13 protein-coding genes are annotated in these 16,946 nt (G+C 58.5%); 9 read left to right on the forward strand and 4 right to left on the reverse strand.

The window, feature by feature from the left end; genetic code table 11:
- The first annotated feature begins 156 nt into the window (after nt 1-156).
- From C7H10_RS13360 to cynS, 5 genes are read left to right on the forward strand one after another with little or no spacing between them, the layout of a single operon-like run.
- Entirely contained in the window at nt 157-1,359 is a 1,203-nt protein-coding gene (locus C7H10_RS13360; RefSeq protein ID WP_244178282.1) for an ABC transporter substrate-binding protein, read from the forward strand.
- Between the two features lie 12 nt (nt 1,360-1,371).
- The gene (locus C7H10_RS19350) at nt 1,372-1,581 is read left to right on the forward strand and encodes a hypothetical protein (RefSeq protein ID WP_244178283.1); all 210 of its coding nucleotides are present in this window, start codon (nt 1,372-1,374) and stop codon (nt 1,579-1,581) included.
- A gap of 2 nt (nt 1,582-1,583) precedes the next feature.
- Nucleotides 1,584-2,411, forward strand: coding sequence for a nitrate ABC transporter permease (ntrB, locus tag C7H10_RS13365; protein WP_058093073.1), 828 nt, complete (start codon nt 1,584-1,586; stop codon nt 2,409-2,411).
- 57 nt (nt 2,412-2,468) lie between these two features.
- On the forward strand, nt 2,469-3,377 hold the full coding sequence (locus C7H10_RS13370; RefSeq protein ID WP_106695289.1) for an ABC transporter ATP-binding protein: 909 nt from the start codon (nt 2,469-2,471) through the stop codon (nt 3,375-3,377).
- A 28-nt stretch (nt 3,378-3,405) separates the two neighbouring features.
- On the forward strand, nt 3,406-3,849 hold the full coding sequence (gene cynS / locus C7H10_RS13375) for a cyanase (protein WP_106695290.1): 444 nt from the start codon (nt 3,406-3,408) through the stop codon (nt 3,847-3,849).
- 494 nt (nt 3,850-4,343) lie between these two features.
- Here cynS and ilvD read toward each other — a convergent pair whose 3' ends face one another.
- From ilvD to ilvG, 3 genes are all read right to left on the reverse strand, one after another.
- A complete protein-coding gene (gene ilvD / locus C7H10_RS13380) occupies nt 4,344-6,020 on the reverse strand; it encodes a dihydroxy-acid dehydratase (protein WP_106695989.1) in 1,677 nt (558 codons plus the stop codon).
- A 250-nt stretch (nt 6,021-6,270) separates the two neighbouring features.
- Entirely contained in the window at nt 6,271-6,552 is a 282-nt protein-coding gene (locus C7H10_RS13385) for an ACT domain-containing protein (RefSeq protein WP_106695291.1), read from the reverse strand.
- Entirely contained in the window at nt 6,549-8,246 is a 1,698-nt protein-coding gene (gene ilvG / locus C7H10_RS13390; protein ID WP_106695292.1) for an acetolactate synthase 2 catalytic subunit, read from the reverse strand. Before ilvG ends, C7H10_RS13385 begins: the two co-directional genes overlap by 4 nt.
- Before the next feature lie 343 nt (nt 8,247-8,589).
- On the opposite strand from ilvG, the gene C7H10_RS13395 reads away from it, so the two are divergent.
- From C7H10_RS13395 to C7H10_RS13410, 4 genes are all read left to right on the forward strand, one after another.
- The gene (locus tag C7H10_RS13395; protein ID WP_106695293.1) at nt 8,590-9,672 is read left to right on the forward strand and encodes an efflux RND transporter periplasmic adaptor subunit; all 1,083 of its coding nucleotides are present in this window, start codon (nt 8,590-8,592) and stop codon (nt 9,670-9,672) included.
- 5 nt (nt 9,673-9,677) lie between these two features.
- The gene (locus C7H10_RS13400) at nt 9,678-12,755 is read left to right on the forward strand and encodes an efflux RND transporter permease subunit (protein ID WP_106695294.1); all 3,078 of its coding nucleotides are present in this window, start codon (nt 9,678-9,680) and stop codon (nt 12,753-12,755) included.
- Nucleotides 12,755-13,513, forward strand: coding sequence for a pseudouridine synthase (locus C7H10_RS13405; RefSeq protein WP_106695295.1), 759 nt, complete (start codon nt 12,755-12,757; stop codon nt 13,511-13,513). The genes C7H10_RS13400 and C7H10_RS13405 overlap by 1 nt, the downstream gene beginning before the upstream one ends.
- A 128-nt stretch (nt 13,514-13,641) precedes the next feature.
- Nucleotides 13,642-15,510: a sensor domain-containing diguanylate cyclase gene (locus tag C7H10_RS13410; RefSeq protein WP_106695296.1), complete on the forward strand. Its 1,869-nt coding sequence runs from the start codon at nt 13,642-13,644 to the stop codon at nt 15,508-15,510.
- Here C7H10_RS13410 and C7H10_RS13415 read toward each other — a convergent pair.
- Entirely contained in the window at nt 15,480-16,946 is a 1,467-nt protein-coding gene (locus C7H10_RS13415; protein WP_106695297.1) for an amidase, read from the reverse strand. The genes C7H10_RS13410 and C7H10_RS13415 overlap by 31 nt on opposite strands.

The raw sequence follows: 16,946 nt of genomic DNA on the forward strand, positions 1-16,946 counted from the left end.
CAATGAGGTAGAGGTTTTCATAAAGTTGGCACGAACCCCGCAATAGTCATCTCAGAACGTGCTGTTTGCCAAGGCCAAATCCTGGCCGGGCAGAACCAGAGTCTTAGTTGCACCGCAAGAGTGCAAAAAACTATCTGAGAGTAGGGAGAGTGCACCATGACAACCAAAAGCCTTGGAAACCCGTTTGACGGCGACCAGTCACTGATCCACGCGAAAACCTGTGGTTGCCCGGAATGTAAGCCTGGTGACAGCCTGCCGTCTGTATCGCTGAACCTTCGCCAGACAGGGGGCGAGCAAGCCACAGGCTCTGCGGCCGGGATGGATTCCGAAGCCATGATGGACCGTGCCATCGAAAGCGCTGTGGTGCGCTCCGTGTTCGGCCATAACGATCACAGCCGCCGCAGCTTTATGAAGATGATGGGGGCAGGCACCGCAGCCGCTTTGCTGGGCTCTGTGTTCCCCATGGACAAAGCCAAGGCGGCTGTGAAGGAGTCGCTCGGCAAGCTGGAGAAAACCAAGCTGAACGTTGGCTTTGTGCCGATCACCTGTGCCACGCCCATCATTATGGCCGCTCCGATGGGGTTCTATGAGCGCTATGGCCTGGATGTCACCGTCACCAAAACCGCCGGTTGGGCGGTCGCCCGAGATAAGTCACTGGCGGGCGAATACGACGCCTCACACATGCTCACTCCCATGCCCCTGGCCATGACCATGGGCGCCGGTTCCACGCCGGAGCCGTTCATCATGCCCGCGGTGGAGAACATCAATGGCCAGGCCATCGTGCTGCACGTGGATCACATGGACAAGCGTGACCCAAAGCAATGGAAGGGCTTCAAGTTTGGTGTGCCGTTCGAATACTCCATGCACAACTTCCTGTTGCGCTATTACCTGGCTGAAAACGGCATTGATCCGGATAAAGACGTTCAGATCCGGGTGGTTCCGCCACCTGAGATGGTCGCCAACCTGCGCGCAGGTAACCTGGATGGCTACTTGTCACCAGACCCGTTCAACCAGCGAGCGGTTTGGGAGAAGGTTGGCTTCATTCACATGCTCACCAAGGATATCTGGGAAGGGCACCCATGCTGCGCCTTCGCCTGCAGCCAGAAGTTTGCCAGCCAGAACCCGAACACCTACGGCGCTCTGTTGCGCGCCATCATCGACGCCACCCAGTACTCCAATGAGCCTGAAAATCGCAAAGAGATCGCCGAGGCCATTGCCCCGCGGAACTACCTGAACCAGCCGGTACCGGTGATCCAGCAAGTGCTGACAGGCCGCTACGCCGATGGCCTGGGCGAGGTGCAGAACGTGCCCGACCGCATCGATTTCGACCCGTTCCCGTGGCATTCCATGGGCGTGTAGATTCTCACCCAGATGAAACGCTGGGGCTACATTGAGGGCGATGTGGATTACAAGGGCATCGCTGAGCAGGTCTACCTGGCAGGTGAAACCGGCAAGCTGATGCGCGAGATGGGGTACAGCGCACCCACCGAAACCTACAAAACCCACACCATCATGGGCAAAACCTTTGATCCGGAAACCCCGGAAGAGTATGCCCGTAGCTTCGCCATCGGGAGGATTTGATCATGGCCTCGTTGAACGTGAGGGCAGCACTGCTGTCGGTGTCTTTCCTGATCCTGGCACTTGGCATGTGGGAAATGGCCACCCAGCCGCCCGCGGCGACGGAGGCTACGTCAGAGTATGAATTGCTGATGGGCGTCTCGGGGTCAGAATCTCGTGTGCCGCCGCCATCAGCAGTCATCAAAGTGGCCTGGGCGGAGCTGTCTAACCCGTTTTACGACGCCGGCGCCAACGACAAAGGCATCGGCATTCAGCTGGCCTACTCGGTTTACCGGGTGCTGACGGGGTATCTGGCGGCCATGGCGATTGCCCTGCCATTGGGCTTTCTGATTGGCATGTCGCCGCTGATGTACAAAGCGCTCAACCCGTACATTCAGGTGCTTCGGCCCATCTCGCCCCTGGCCTGGATGCCGCTGGCCCTGTTCATCATCCAGGATTCGGATGCGTCGGCCATCTTCGTGATCTTCATCTGCTCCATCTGGCCCATGCTGCTGAACACCGCCTTCGGCGTGGCCAACGTGCGGTCGGACTGGGTCAACGTGGCCCGCACCCACGAGCTCAATCCGTTCAAGACTGCGATTACGGTGATTCTACCTGCAGCAGCGCCAACCATCCTCACCGGCATGCGCATCTCCATCGGTATCGCCTGGCTGGTGATTGTGGCGGCCGAAATGCTCGTGGGCGGAACCGGCATTGGCTACTACGTGTGGAACGAGTGGAACAACCTGGACCTCGCCAGTGTGATCTTCTCCATCCTGATGATCGGGGTGGTGGGCATGCTGCTGGACCTGGCCCTGGGCAAGGCTCAGAAGCTGGTTGAATACAAAGAATGATCGGGCAGGGCGCCGGTTGTCTGGCGCCCGCCAGAACCCTCCGACTGGAGAATTGATATGAGTAAGTCATTCCTGGAAGTAGATGGATTGTCGAAGGTATACCCGGACAGGCAGGGCGGTGAGTTGACGGTCTTCGAAGATATCCGATTCGCCCTTCAGAAAGGTGAGTTTGTGTGCATCATCGGCCATTCCGGCTGCGGCAAATCCACCATCCTTAACGTGTTGGCCGGCCTGGACGAGGCCAGTACCGGTAACGTGGTGATGAACAGTAAAGAAGTGAAAGGCCCGGGCCTTGAGCGCGGCGTGGTGTTCCAGAACTACAGCCTGTTGCCCTGGAAAACCGCCCTGAACAACATCATCTTTGCTGTGAAGGCTCGCTGGCCCAGCTGGTCCAAAGAGAAGGTGCGAGAACACAGCGAGCGATACCTGAAAATGGTCGGTCTGGACCACGCCATGGACCGCAAGCCCTCCCAGCTGTCTGGCGGTATGCGCCAGCGGGTGAGCATCGCCCGCGCCTTCGCCACCCAGCCAGAGCTGCTGTTGCTGGATGAACCCTTTGGGGCTCTGGATGCCCTCACCCGCGGGGTGATTCAGGACGAGCTGGTAAAAATCTGGGAAGAAACCCGCCAGACCGTGTTCATGATCACCCACGATGTGGACGAGGCCATCCTGCTGTCTGACCGCATCTTCCTGATGTCCAACGGCCCCAATGCCCGCATTGCCGAAAGCGTGAAGGTAAACCTGCCGCACCCGCGTTCCCGGGCCACGATCTTCCAGAACCCTGCCCACCAGAAGATTCGCCATTACCTGGTGGATTTTCTGGTGAATCGAAGTGGTTCAGCGCTGCCGGAGCAGGATGGCAGCCCGAGAGTAGTAGACCCCAGCACCGATGAGCTGACGTCCGAGCCGGTGCCGGCCGAATCCGAGACCAAAACCGAAACCACCGCGCGAGCGGTGAATGCTTGATGTTGATTGTCCACAAGAGGAAATAACCATGATGAACAAAGAACTGATGACTGCAAAAATCCTGGAAGCCAAAGTTAGCAAGGGCATGACCTGGGAAGCGATTGCTGAATCCATTGGCATGTCCCCGGTGTTCACCACCTCAGCCTGCCTGGGCATGAACAGCTTCACCGAAGACAAGGCGTTCGCCCTGTGCGAAACCCTGGGCCTGGACAAGCCGGTGGCAGAAGCATTGCAGGTTTGCCCGAAGAAAGCCTGGGAAGGCGGTGTACCCCAGGACCCGCTGATTTACCGTTTGTACGAGATTGTGGGTGTGTATGGCGACACCATGAAGGAGCTGATCCATGAGAAGTTTGGTGATGGCATTATGAGTGCGATTGATTTCACCATGGATATCGAGAAGGAAGAGAACCCCAAGGGTGACCGGGTGGTGGTTACACTTAACGGGAAGTTCCTGCCCTATAAGGCCTGGTAATTTTGAGTTTGCCCGCTCCTAGCCTTCTGGTTATGGGGCGGGTACGCGGGGTATGGGGTATTTTTCTTCTGGGAAAAACAACTCGCTTCGCTCAGACATCTTTTTCCCTGCCAGAAAAATACCCCATACCCCCCTACCGACGTGCAGCACAGGAATACCAAGGGCAAAAAGAATCTAAAGCAACCTCAGGTTTGAAGAGAGCGTTGCACTAATTCGATCATTTCCTTGTTTGGTACAAAAAATACCGGTGCTATTACCAAGCGAATACCCGCCAATGCCCGTCGGCGCGGGGTGGTTGTTGGATTTTTTGCCGGAAAAAGATGTCTGAGCGAAGCGAGTTGTTTTTCCAAAAAAAATCCAACAGCCACCCCGCAAGCCCGCCCGCAAACCGGAAGGCTGGGAGCCCAAGCCAGACGGTACCGGTAAAACCAGCAGGCTAGGAGCCCAAGCCAAACCCACCCCGCAAACCGGGAAGGCTAGCAGCCCAAGCGGGACTAGGGCAGGTCAGTAACGGCCCCCGTAGATGCAGAGCTGACCACCCGGGCATACTTGGCGAGAACACCCCGAGTGAATCTTGGCTCGGGCGGCGTCCAGGCTTGGCGGCGTTTCTCCATTTCCTCGTCGGAGATCTCCAGGATGATGGAGTTGTTGACTGCATCAATGGTGATGGTGTCGCCATCTTCTACCAGAGCAATCGGCCCACCAACGGCCGCCTCCGGGGTGATGTGACCAACCACGAAGCCGTGGCTGCCGCCGGAGAACCGGCCGTCGGTGATCAGGGCAACATCGCTGCCCAGGCCCTTGCCCATGATGGCGGAAGTTGGGCTGAGCATTTCCCGCATGCCGGGGCCGCCTTTGGGGCCTTCGTAGCGGATCACTAGCACATCGCCGGCCACCACGGTACCGTCGAGGATGCGTTCCTGCGCTTCTTCTTCTGAATGGAATACCCGTGCCCTGCCGGAGAAGTGGGTGCCTTCCTTGCCGGTGATTTTCGCCACGGAGCCTTCCGGCGCCAGGTTGCCAAACAGAATGCGCAAGTGACTGTCTGCTTTGATGGGGTTTTCAAAGGCCCGGATGATTTGCTGGTCTTCCGGGTAGGGGGTAACTGTCGCGAGGTTTTCAGCCAGGGTTTTTCCGGTCACCGTCATGCAGTCGCCGTGCAGCAGGCCCCGCTCCATCAGCATCTTCATCAACGGCTGGATACCGCCGATGGCCACCAGCTCCGACATCATGTAATGGCCAGACGGGCGCAAATCGGCCAGTACCGGCACCTGTTTACCAATGCGCACGAAGTCATCCAGCGACAACTCCACACCTACGGTACTGGCCATGCCCAGCAGGTGCAGCACCGCGTTGGTGGAACCGCCCAGGGCAATGACGACTGTAATAGCATTCTCGAAAGCCTCACGAGTCATGATGTCGGAAGGCTTGATGTCTGCTTCCAGGAGCTTCAGTACCGCTGCACCAGCGGCTTCGCAGTCAGCCAGTTTGGTGTCAGACACCGCATTCTGCGCCGAACTGCCCGGCAGGCTCATGCCCATGGCCTCAATGGCCGAGGCCATGGTATTGGCCGTGTACATACCCCCACAGGAACCCGGCCCCGGAATGGCGGTTTCCTCGATCTGCTTCACCTCAATCAGGTCCATATTGCCGCGGGCATGGGCACCCACCGCTTCGAACACCGAAATGATATCGGTGTGATTCTCACCGGGCATGATGGTACCGCCGTAAACAAACACCGACGGCCGGTTAAGCCGCGCCAGCCCCATCAGGCAACCCGGCATGTTCTTGTCACAGCCACCAATCGCCACCAGCCCGTCAAAACCCTCACAACCGGCCACAGTCTCAATAGAGTCCGCAATCACCTCCCGCGACACCAGCGAATACTTCATCCCCTCCGTGCCGTTGGCAATGCCGTCTGAAATCGTGATGGTATTGAAAATCAGGCTCTTGCCTCCCGCTGCATCTGCACCCTTGGCCGCCTCCCGGGCCAGACCGTCGATGTGCATATTACAGGGCGTCAGATTACTCCAGGTAGAGGCAATACCCACCTGCGGCTTCCGAAAGTCCTCATCCTGAAACCCCACCGCACGCAACATCGCGCGACTGGCAGACTTGTTAATACCATCCACCACCGGTGCGGAATAACGACGTCGTTTGTCCGTGGTCATAAAAGTGCCTCCCATCAAAAGAAAAGTCATCCAACCAGCAAAAACCACAAAACCCAGAAGTGCAACAATTCCAACAAACGCCGCAGGCAAAAATCCCTATACCAGAACTGCCCGTCGGCGCGGGGTGGCTGTTGGATTTTTTGCCGGAAAAAGATGTCTGAGCGAAGCGAGTTGTTTTTCCAAAAAAAATCCAACAGCCACCCCGCAAGCCCGCCCCCACAACCGGAAGTCTGGGAGCCCAAGCAGACCCTTAGGCAGAAACAGCGCGAGCCGAAGCCGCCTGTTCCTGAAGGCCCACATCCACAACCGTATGCAGCTTCTCCAACTGAGAGCGTAACATGGCAATAGGCCGACTGCCGGAAAGGGTCAGGGCGATATCCAGGTAGTCATCGGCAGACTCCATAGACATACGCGAAATCTGGAACCCCCGAACCCGAACCACCTGGCAAAGCCGCTCCAGCGCCGCCGCCTCCTGGTTCATCCGACAGTTCAAGGTATAACTCGGTAACGCTGTTTGTGCTTGCGCGCTCATGCTACGTGCTCCTTGCTGGTGGAAGTGCGACGGTTCTCGTCAATCATCTCTCGGTTACTGGCGCCGGGTTTCACAATCGGCCAGACATTCTCCTCCCGGCTGATGGCCACGTGCAGCAACATCGGGCCGTCGTAAGCCAGGATCGTCTCAATGCCCCGGCGAATCTGATCGGTGCGCTCAATGTGCAGGGCCGGGATATCAAACGCCCGCGCCATAGCCACAAAATCCGGGTTGTCGTCCAGATTGATGTGGCTTTCCCGGTTGTTGTAGAACAACTCCTGCTGCTGGCGCACCATGCCCAGACACTGGTTATCCAGAATGATCAGCTTCAGCGGCAGGTTATAGCGGCGAATGGTGGCCAGCTCCTGGGCGTTCATCATGAACGAGCCATCACCGGTGACATTGATGACCGTGCCGCGACGATTCGCAAACTGGGCGCCAATGGCCGCCGGCAGGCCGAAGCCCATGGTGCCCAGGCCGCCACTGGTCAGATGGTGGCGTGGGTGGTCGAATTCGTAATGTTGGGCAACCCACATCTGGTGCTGGCCAACGTCACAGGCGATGACCGTATCATCCGGCGTAATCCGTGAAAGCTGGCGGATAAACGCGGGGCCGGTGATCGGCGCCAGGGCTTCCTCGTTGTCCGCCGCCTGGAAGCCGCTGGTGGTGTGCCAGGTTCTGCATTGCTTTTGCCAGTGGGCAATGGCCAGTGGCTTTTCCTTCAAAGCCTCGGTGAACGCAGGTAATATCCGGTTCAGGTCACCCCGCAGGGCCAGGTCTGCCGGGCGCAGCTTGTTGATCTCGGCGGCGTCGGCGTCGATGTGAATCATCCGGGCGTTGGGCGCGAAGCCGTCCAGTTTGCCGGTGGCACGGTCGTCCAGGCGGGCGCCGATAACCAGCAGCAGGTCGCATTCATCAACCGCTTTATTGGCCGCCCGGGAGCCGTGCATGCCCAACATGCCGAGGCTGTGAGGATTGTTCTTGCCCGGGTTGCCAATCCCCTTGAGGGTCACAACATCCGGCAAGGCAGAAGTGTTGGCAAATTCACGGAAGCTGTCTTCAGCACGGCCCAGAGATACGCCGCCGCCACTGTAGAGCAGGGGGCGTTTGGCTGAGTAAAGCATGGCCAGGGCGTCGGAAATCTCCGGGCAAAGCGGATCTGGCTGAGCGCAGGTTGCAGCAGCCGGCGCCTCGATCTCCGTTAACTGAATGTCTTTGGGAATATCAATCCATACCGGTCCTGGCCGGCCGCTCTGGGCCAGGTTAATGGCTTCTTCCATGATGGCGGGCAGGGCCTCGGCATCGTCCACCAGGTAACTGTGTTTCACGATGCCCAGGGTCATACCCAGAATGTCGGTTTCCTGGAAGGCATCGGTGCCAATCAATCCGGATGGAACCTGCCCGGTGATCACCAGCATGGGGATGGAATCCATATAGGCATTGGCAACGCCGGTGATCAGGTTGGTGGCGCCGGGGCCAGAGGTGGCAATGCAAACGCCGATCTCGCCACTGGCCCGAGCATATCCATCGGCAGCCAGGGCGCACGCCTGTTCGTGGCGGCACAGCACGTGCTCCACACCCACATCGTCCACCAGGGCATCGTATAGCGGCATGATGCAGCCACCCGGATAGCCGAATACGGTATGGATGTTGTGGCGGTGGAACGCTTCAAGAATGTGCTGTGCGCCGTTCATGCTCGTTTTTCCCTTTTTTCTTTGCCGCAAAAAAAGAAACCCCCGGGACCTTTCGGTGCCGGGGGTTTCTGGTGTCTTTGTCAGGTTGTCGCTATCTCACCCGATTGTCCACGCAAAAGCCCCCGGACGGTACCACGACCACCAGGACTAGCTTCACGATGACAACCATTGCGTTGAGATTCATAAAATCGACAGTCTGCTCTGAATTGATTCAAACAATGTGTGTAGAATCTAACCCACGTTTAAATCCGGTTGCAACCGTTTATTGCCGGAAATGTGGCCTCGCCCGCCGAGCGTGGGTTGTCAGGGCCACCAATAAGAACGATTCCGTGGCGAGTGTTACATGACGAAAGCAAAATTGGGCTCTCTCGGGCTGTCACTTCTGATACTTGTGCTGCTGGTTGTCTGGATGGCGACTGGCGATGTAAAGGTAGCCAGTAAAGAGGCACCGGATGAGCCACAGGTGCAGGATGCAGATAGGATTCGGGTTGAAATTGAGACCCTTGAAGCAACCCGTTACCAACCAACCCTGAAACTACAGGGCCAGCTTGAGCCCTGGCGTTCGGTGATGGTGGGTGCGCGGGTAGCCGGCACGGTTGAGCGAATGCAGGTAGAGCTGGGGCAAAGCGTTCGTGCCGGGCAGGAGTTGTTGCAGCTGTCTGTTGATGGCCGGGACGCCGTTGTAGAGCGCTGGCGCGCCAACATTCAAAAGCTGGAGGCTGATCTTGCCGCCGCGCGCCGGTTGAGGGCCAACAACCTGGCGGCGGAGACCGACATTCTCAGGCTGCAGAGTGACCTGGCGGCGGCCCGGGCGGAGCTGGCGGCTGCGGAACTTGCGGTTAGGCACCTTCGGCCCGAGGCCCCGTTTGACGGCGTGGTTAACCGTAAAGATGTGGAGCAGGGCGATCTGGTGCAGGTGGGTACGCCGATGCTGGAGCTGGTGCAGATTGACCGGCTGAAAGCCACCGGCAGGATTCCACAGCAAACTGTGAAAGTTGTTCAGCCGGGGCAGGCCGTGGAGGTTAATCTTCTGGATGGCACACGGCTGGCCGGCGTGGTCAGTTTTGTTGCCAGCGCGGCAAGCCCCGAAACCCGCAGTTTTGCCGTTGAAATTGTAGTGGAGAATCCCGAACAGAAACGCGCGGCCGGGGGCACCGCCAACCTGAATATCCGGTTGCCCGAGCAGGATGCGATTTTTATCTCACCGGCGTATCTGAGCCTGGACGATGACGGCCGGCCCGGCGTGAAGTATGTGAATGACAGCAACGCTGTGGTCTTCCAGAACGTTCAGCTGTTGAGCGTATCCACCAACGGTGCCTGGGTGTCTGGCCTGCCGGAGCGGATTCGCCTGATTACCCGTGGTGGCGGTTTTGTGGCCGAGGGTGAACAGGTCGAGCCCGTTGATCGCTCGGATCGGCGGGGTTAACGGCCATGCGAGCGCTGATTTCGGCGGCCATGGACCGCAGCCGCACCACCTTGTTGCTGTTCCTGTTTCTGTTACTGGGCGGCATGGCGGCCTATCAGGCGATTCCCAAGGAATCCAACCCTGACGTCACCATACCCATGATCTATGTATCCATGACCCTGGAGGGCATCAGCCCCGAAGACGCCGAACGGCTATTGGTGCGGCCGATGGAACAGGAACTGCGATCTCTGGAGGGCATCAAGGAGATGCGGGGCAATGCCTCGGAAGGTCACGCCTCGGTGATGCTGGAGTTCGATGCAGGCTTCAATCCCGACAAAGCGCTGCAGGATGTCCGAGAAAAGGTGGACACAGCCCGCACCAAGTTGCCCCAGGAAGCCGACGAGCCCCGGGTAAATGAGATCAACGTCTCCCTGTTTCCCGTGCTGTCGATCGGTTTGTCTGGCCCACTCTCCGAGCGTGAGCTCATCACCATTGCCCGTCGCCTGCAGGATGCCATCGAAGCGATTCCGGAAGTTCTGGAAGTCGACATTGGCGGTGACCGCGAGGATCTTCTGGAAATTGTGGTGGATGCCCAGGTGTTGGAGAGCTACGGCATTGACTTCGACCAGTTGGCCTCTCTGGTCACGCGCAATAATCAGCTGGTTGCCGCTGGCTCCCTGGACACCGGCAATGGCCGGATGGCCCTGAAAGTACCGGGAGTGATCGAAACCATCGAGGATGTGATGTCGATGCCGGTGAAGGTAGACGGCGATTCGGTGGTCACCTTTGGCGATGTGGCCATGCTGCAGCGCACCTTCAAAGACCCTACCGGTTTTGCTCGAATTAACGGCGAGCCGGCACTGGTGCTGGAAGTGTCCAAACGCTCAGGCGCCAACATCATTGAAACCATCGAGAAAATCCGCGCGCTGATCGACGATGCCAGACCACGTCTGCCAGACACTCTGGACATTCGTTACATCATGGATCAGTCCGATGAAGTTCGGGATATTCTGTCTGACCTCCTGAACAACGTGATGACCGCCATCGTGCTGGTCATCATTGTAGTCATTGCCACCATGGGGCCCCGCTCCGCGTTCCTGGTGGGTCTGACCATTCCGGGCGCATTCCTGACCGGTATTCTAGTGATTTGGAGTATGGGGCTGACCCTCAATATCGTGGTGCTGTTTAGCCTGATTCTGGTAGCGGGCATGCTGGTGGATGGCGCCATTGTGGTGTCTGAGCTGGCGGATCGGAACCTCAGCGATGGTCAGCCGGTGAAAACCGCCTGGGTAGAAGCAGCCTCGCGAATGGCCTGGCCGGTTATAGCCTCAACCGCCACCACGCTTGCGGTGTTCGTACCCCTGTTGTTCTGGCCTGGAGTTGTGGGCGAGTTCATGAAGTTCCTGCCGATGACGGTGCTGATTTGTCTGATCGCTTCGCTGGCCATGGCTCTGGTGTTCCTGCCAGTGATGGGCGGTGTCAGTGGCGGCCGGCGTGTGCACCAGGACGCCACGGAAGGGCGGTTCATGATCATTTACCGCAATACCCTTGGCACCTTACTGCGCCGCCCGGGGTTGACCCTGTTGGGTGCGTTGGGAGTGATTATCCTGATCTACGCGGCCTATGGCCGTTTCAACCACGGCGTGGAATTTTTCCCCAGCGTGGAACCGGATTCTGCCCAGGTGCAGGTGCGCGCCCGGGGCGATCTGTCTGTGTGGGAGAGAGACGCCATTGTGCGCCAGGTGGAGCAGCGCTTGCAGAATATGCCGGAAGTAAAAGCTCTGTATGCGCGTTCCATGCTGTCAACCAGCAGCCAGCTGGCGCCGGATGTCATCGGGGTTTTGCAGTTCCAGTTCAACGATTGGTTTACCCGCCGCACCGCCACCGACATTCTGGAGGATTTTCGAGAACGAACCAGGGATATCCCTGGTATCGAGCTGGAGTTTCGCAAGCAGGAAGGTGGCCCGGCAGAGGGCAAGCCCATAGAGCTTCAGGTCAGCAGTATGAACAGTGACGAGCTGAATGAGTATGTGGATGAGATTCAGCGGCAGATGCGAGCATTGGGTGGCTTCGCCGATATCGAGGATGACCGCAGCCTGCCGGGTATCGAGTGGCGCCTGCAGGTAGACCGGGAAGCGGCGGCCCGCTTCGGTACCGACGTGTTGAGTATAGGCAGTGCCGTGCGCCTGGTCACCAATGGCCTGGTGCTGGCCACCTACCGGCCGGAAGATGTCCGGGATGAAGTCGACATTGCCGTGCGGGTTCCAAACAACTGGCGGGAGCTGGACCACCTGCAACGCCAGACCATCCACACCCCGCGCGGCCAGGTGCCACTGTCGGAATTTGTCAGCCTCGAACCGGGTGATAAAACCGGCTCCATTGTCCGGGTAGACGGCCAGCGCACCATCACCATCAAATCCGATGTTGCCCCGGGCCGACGCATGGATGAGGTTTTGCGCAGCCTGCAGGCCGAAATGCCAGAGCCGCCCGAGGGGGTAAGCGTTCGCTTCGCCGGCGAAAACGAAGACCAGCAGCAGGCGGCCACTTTCTTGACCACAGCGTTCCTGGTGGCCGTGGGCCTGATGCTGCTGATATTGGTAACCCAGTTCAATTCCCTCTACCAGACTTTCCTGATCCTGTCGGCGATTGTGCTGTCGACCGCCGGCGTGCTGCTGGGCTTGCTGGTCAACGGCCAGTCCTTCGGGGTGGTGATGGTGGGTATGGGAATCATTGCCCTGGCGGGCATTGTGGTGAACAACAACATCATCCTGATTGATACCTTCAACCAGATGAAGAAGGAGGGCAAGGCCGCCTACGAGGCCGCTCTGGAAACCGGTTGCCTGCGTTTACGGCCGGTGCTGCTGACTGCCATTACCACCATTCTGGGCCTGATGCCCATGGTGCTGGGCGTCAACGTCAACCTGCTGGAGCCATCGCTCGGGCTGGGCGCCCCTTCAACGCAGTGGTGGACACAGCTGTCCAGCGCCATTGCCGGTGGCCTTGCCTTTGCCACCCTGCTGACATTGCTCCTGACGCCGGCGTTGCTGGTATTGGGTGAGAAAGCCGGCCAGCGGGTTAGGGCGTTGTTCGGTCGGGAGTCCTGATGACATTCGCCGACAACCCTCTTGTCGAACTTTATCGCGATCAGTGGCTGCTGGCGGTCCACAAACCGGCGGGGCTTCTGGTTCATAGAAGCCCCATCGACAAACACGAAACCGAGTTTGCCCTGCAATACGCCCGTGCGCTGAATGGCGGCGAGCATGTTTACCCGGTGCATCGCCTGGACCGGCCTACCTCGGGTGTTTTGCTGTTTGCCAGAGATCCGGAGACTGCCCGGCTGGTTGGGCAGGCCATGATGGCGGGTGAGGTGGAGAAAACGTATCTGGCGATGGTGAGGGGGTGGGCGCCCGAGACCGGGGTGATTGACCACCCGCTGAAAGATGAGCCGGAAGACCGGCGTTTACGTGGAGCCGAACAGCCTGTGCGGGAAGCGCTCACTCACTTCCGAAGGCTGGCGACCACTGAGATCCCGGTGGCCATTGAACGCTATCCCTCCAGCCGGTACAGCCTGGTGGAGCTATACCCGAAAACCGGCCGAAAGCATCAGTTGCGGCGCCACATGAAGCACATCAACCATCCCATTATTGGCGACGCCAACCATGGTCGTGGGCGCCATAACCGGTATTTTGCCGAGCGGTTTGGCGAGGGCAGATTGATGCTGGCGGCCACCCGTTTATCCCTGAAACACCCGGTTACCGGTAAACCGCTTACACTGGTTTCGAGCCCGCAGCAGAACTTCCTGCGCGTACTTGAAATTTTTCCTGATGACCAATTTAACAATTTGTCAAAAGTGTTTGATTAATAACCATTGTGTATCTTTTTTTGTCATTTTGCGTCGATTGGTAGAAGTGGCAGGCGCCGCGCCCAAGCTTGGTGCATACTCGTTGATAAGCACATAACTACACTAAACGCTTATACCCGAGGCCCACTGTGCCAAGACTCTCGTTACTGCTCATTCTTGCCCTCAGTCTTTTGCTGCCATCGTCAGTGCTGGCAGAGGCTGCCATCTGGGACAAGCACTCGAAGCGTCTGGAGCTGGCCCCGCACGTGGATTACTGGCTGGAGAGCGGGCCAGTCTCTTTTGCTGAGGTGTCCCAGTTACCCGATGGGGCCTGGACCGGTGGCAGCAGTGAAAGCCCAAACTTCGGCTATGGCAATGACATCTACTGGTTTCGTTTCCGCGTGACCAATGTCGCCGGAGTGGAAGCCGTCAATTTCATGGAAATCGGTTACCCGGTGCTGGACCACATCGAGGTCTATCTCCCTGACGCCCAGGAACCCCTGCTGCTCGGCGACAAACGGCCCTTCTACGACCGCCCAATTCACCACCGTAATTTCGTTGTGCCTTTGCTGTTGCCAGCCAATGAAACAGTTACGGTATACCTCCGGGTGGAAACCACCAGCTCCATGCAGGTGCCACTGACACTCTGGGAGCGGGATGCATTTTATGCGGCAGACCAGGGCCGAAGTATGCTCGAAGGCATCTATTACGGCATTGTCCTGGTGATGATCCTGTACAACCTGTTTGTGTTCATGGCCGTCGGCGAGCGCAGTTTTCTCTATTACGTTGGCTACATCACCACCATGCCCCTGTTTCTGGCCAGTCTTCACGGGGTTGGTTTCCAGTACCTTTGGCCGGAAGGCACCTGGTGGAACGATCAGTCCATTATTGTGTTTCTGAATCTGGTGATTGTATTTGGTGGGGCCTTCAGTATCCGCTTTATCAGCGTTACCCGTGAGAATCACCCGTTGTTGAACCGGTGGACCATGGCGATGATCATGGCCGCTGGCCTGATGGCTGGGGCAGGTCTGTTTATTCCCTACAAGCACATGATTCTGCCCACCATTCTGATCGCTGCGGTGGGCTGTTCGACCATGCTGGTGCTGAGCGTGGTGCGTTGGATCAAGAAAGACCCGGCGGCTCGCTATTACACCGTTGCCTGGGTGTTCATGCTGTCTGGGGGAATTGTACTGGCCCTGAACAAGTTCACCTTCCTGCCGCGCAACCTGCTGACAGAGAATGCCACTCAGGTGGGCTCGGCACTCGGTGTCATCCTGCTCTCACTGGCCCTGGCAGACCGCCTGAACCGGGAGAAGAAGCGTTCATTTGCCGCGCAGCAGAGGCTCCTGCGTGAAGAACGCAAGGCTCGCCTGGCTCAGGAGAAGTCGCTGCGGGTGCAGCAGGAGGCCAACGCCATGCTGGAAGAGCGGGTGCAGGAACGTACCCGAGATCTGGAAACCCTGAACGAGCAGTTGCTGGAATTGAATGCCACAGACCCGCTAACGGGCCTGAAAAACCGGGGGCATTTCGACAAGGCGTTCCAGTCATCGGTTGTTCATGCCTACCGGTTTGAGGAAGTCGTGTCACTGCTGGTGCTGGATATTGATCACTTCAAGAAATTCAACGATACCTACGGCCATCTGGTGGGTGATGATTGTCTGAAAATGGTGGCCCAGTGCATCAAGCGCCACGTGACGCGCCCCCAGGATCTCGCTGCCCGCTATGGCGGGGAAGAGTTTGTGGTACTGCTGCCGGATACTCCCGGAGATGGTGCCGAGCGCGTAGCAGAGCGGATTCGGAAGGAAATCGAGAAGACCGCCTTCCGGGTGTCCGGTGAAATGCTCCACCTGACCGTCAGTATTGGCGTGTGCAGTGTGTCACCTTCCCGTGCCGATGCCACCAAGGACATCTTTTCCTGCGCCGACGAGGCACTCTACGAGGCCAAGGGGCAGGGCAGAAACCGGGTAGTGGCTAACCGGCATCAGGGTCAGGCCATCAGTGCCACATCACCCGCATAGCGAATATCGCCCAGGCGTGAGATGAGGGGCAGCGGATGGTCGGCTTCAAGCGCGTAAGCCAGTTCCAGCAGGGTGCGCTCATCACCGTGTCGAGCCATGAACTGAACGGAAACGGGCAGGCCCGCGTCTGTGAGTGCCATGGGTACGGAGATGGCCGGTGCCCCGGTGGTGTTGGCTAACGGAGTGAAACAGACGTACCGGGTCAGCCTGTCAAACAGCTGGTCAAACGGCACTGTCGGGCTCAGGTGCCCCAGTGGCGGTGTCGTCTGGCCGAGTACCGGGGTCAGCACGGCATCGTATTGGGACATATGCCGCGCATAGTCGTGCTGCGAGCGCTTGAGTCGCCAGAGCGCCGCAGGCAATTTCCAGAGTTTCTTCCGGAACATTCTCTCCAGGCCGTTGGTCAGTCCGTCAACTTGCCGCTTATCGAACTGAGGGTGCATCAACTTGTGCCCCTGCAGTTTCACGCCGAAGGCCAGCAATCCCCAGTACAGTGCAAAGTCGTCCGGAAAAGACGCTGGAATGGGCGCATCCATCGGCTCGATGATATGCCCGAGTTTCTCGAGATAGCGCGCGGTGGCCTCCACGGTTTTGCGGGTTTTCGGGTCTGTTTTGTGGCCGGTCACCGAGTCCAGAACCACTCCGATCCTCAGCTGCTTTCCTGACGGACCCTGCACATGGCCCACCCGGGGAAGGGCCGGGTTGCGTAAATACTCGTCCGCGGCTGCAATGAAGCCTGCGGAATCCCGTACAGAGCGGGTGACCACTCCATCACTGACAATATTGATGGGCAGGGTTTTGGCGGCCTCGTTATCCACCACACGGCCCCGGGTGGGTTTCAGCCCAATCAGCCCACAGCAGGCCGCCGGGATTCGGATAGACCCGCCACCATCGTTGGCATGGGCCACAGGCACAACGCCGGCGGCCACCAGGGCCGCAGCGCCACCCGAGGAGGCGCCAGAGGAATATTGCAGATTCCAGGGGTTACGGGTGGCGGCGCCATGGGCTGGCTCGGTGGTGGCATTAAAGCCGAATTCCGGCAGCGTGCTCTTGCCCAGACACAGGTAGCCCTGTGCCAGCATCTGCTCAGCGAACGGGCTGGTTTTGCTGGCGGTATTGCTGGGCACGGCCGCCGAGCCATGGCGCGTTGGCAGGCCCTGAACGTCGGTGTTGTCTTTGATAAACGTGGGCACACCGGCAAACGGGGCCTCAGGCTTTTCGAGGCTCCGGGCAAGTGAAAGGCTTCGGTCGTAATCCGTGGCAACCAGTCCGTTGATCACCGGCTGTGCCATTTCAGCCCGTTCAATGGCGGCTTTCGTGACGTCCAGCGCTGACACTTCACCAGCACGAATGCGCGCCGCCAGGGCGGTTGCGTCATCCTCACCCATGGCATCATCACGAAAGCAATGGAATGGACCTTGGTGTTCGGACTGCAT

Origin of the sequence: Marinobacter shengliensis, assembly GCF_003007715.1 — a bacterium.
GTDB classification, from domain to species: Bacteria; Pseudomonadota; Gammaproteobacteria; order Pseudomonadales; family Oleiphilaceae; genus Marinobacter; species Marinobacter shengliensis.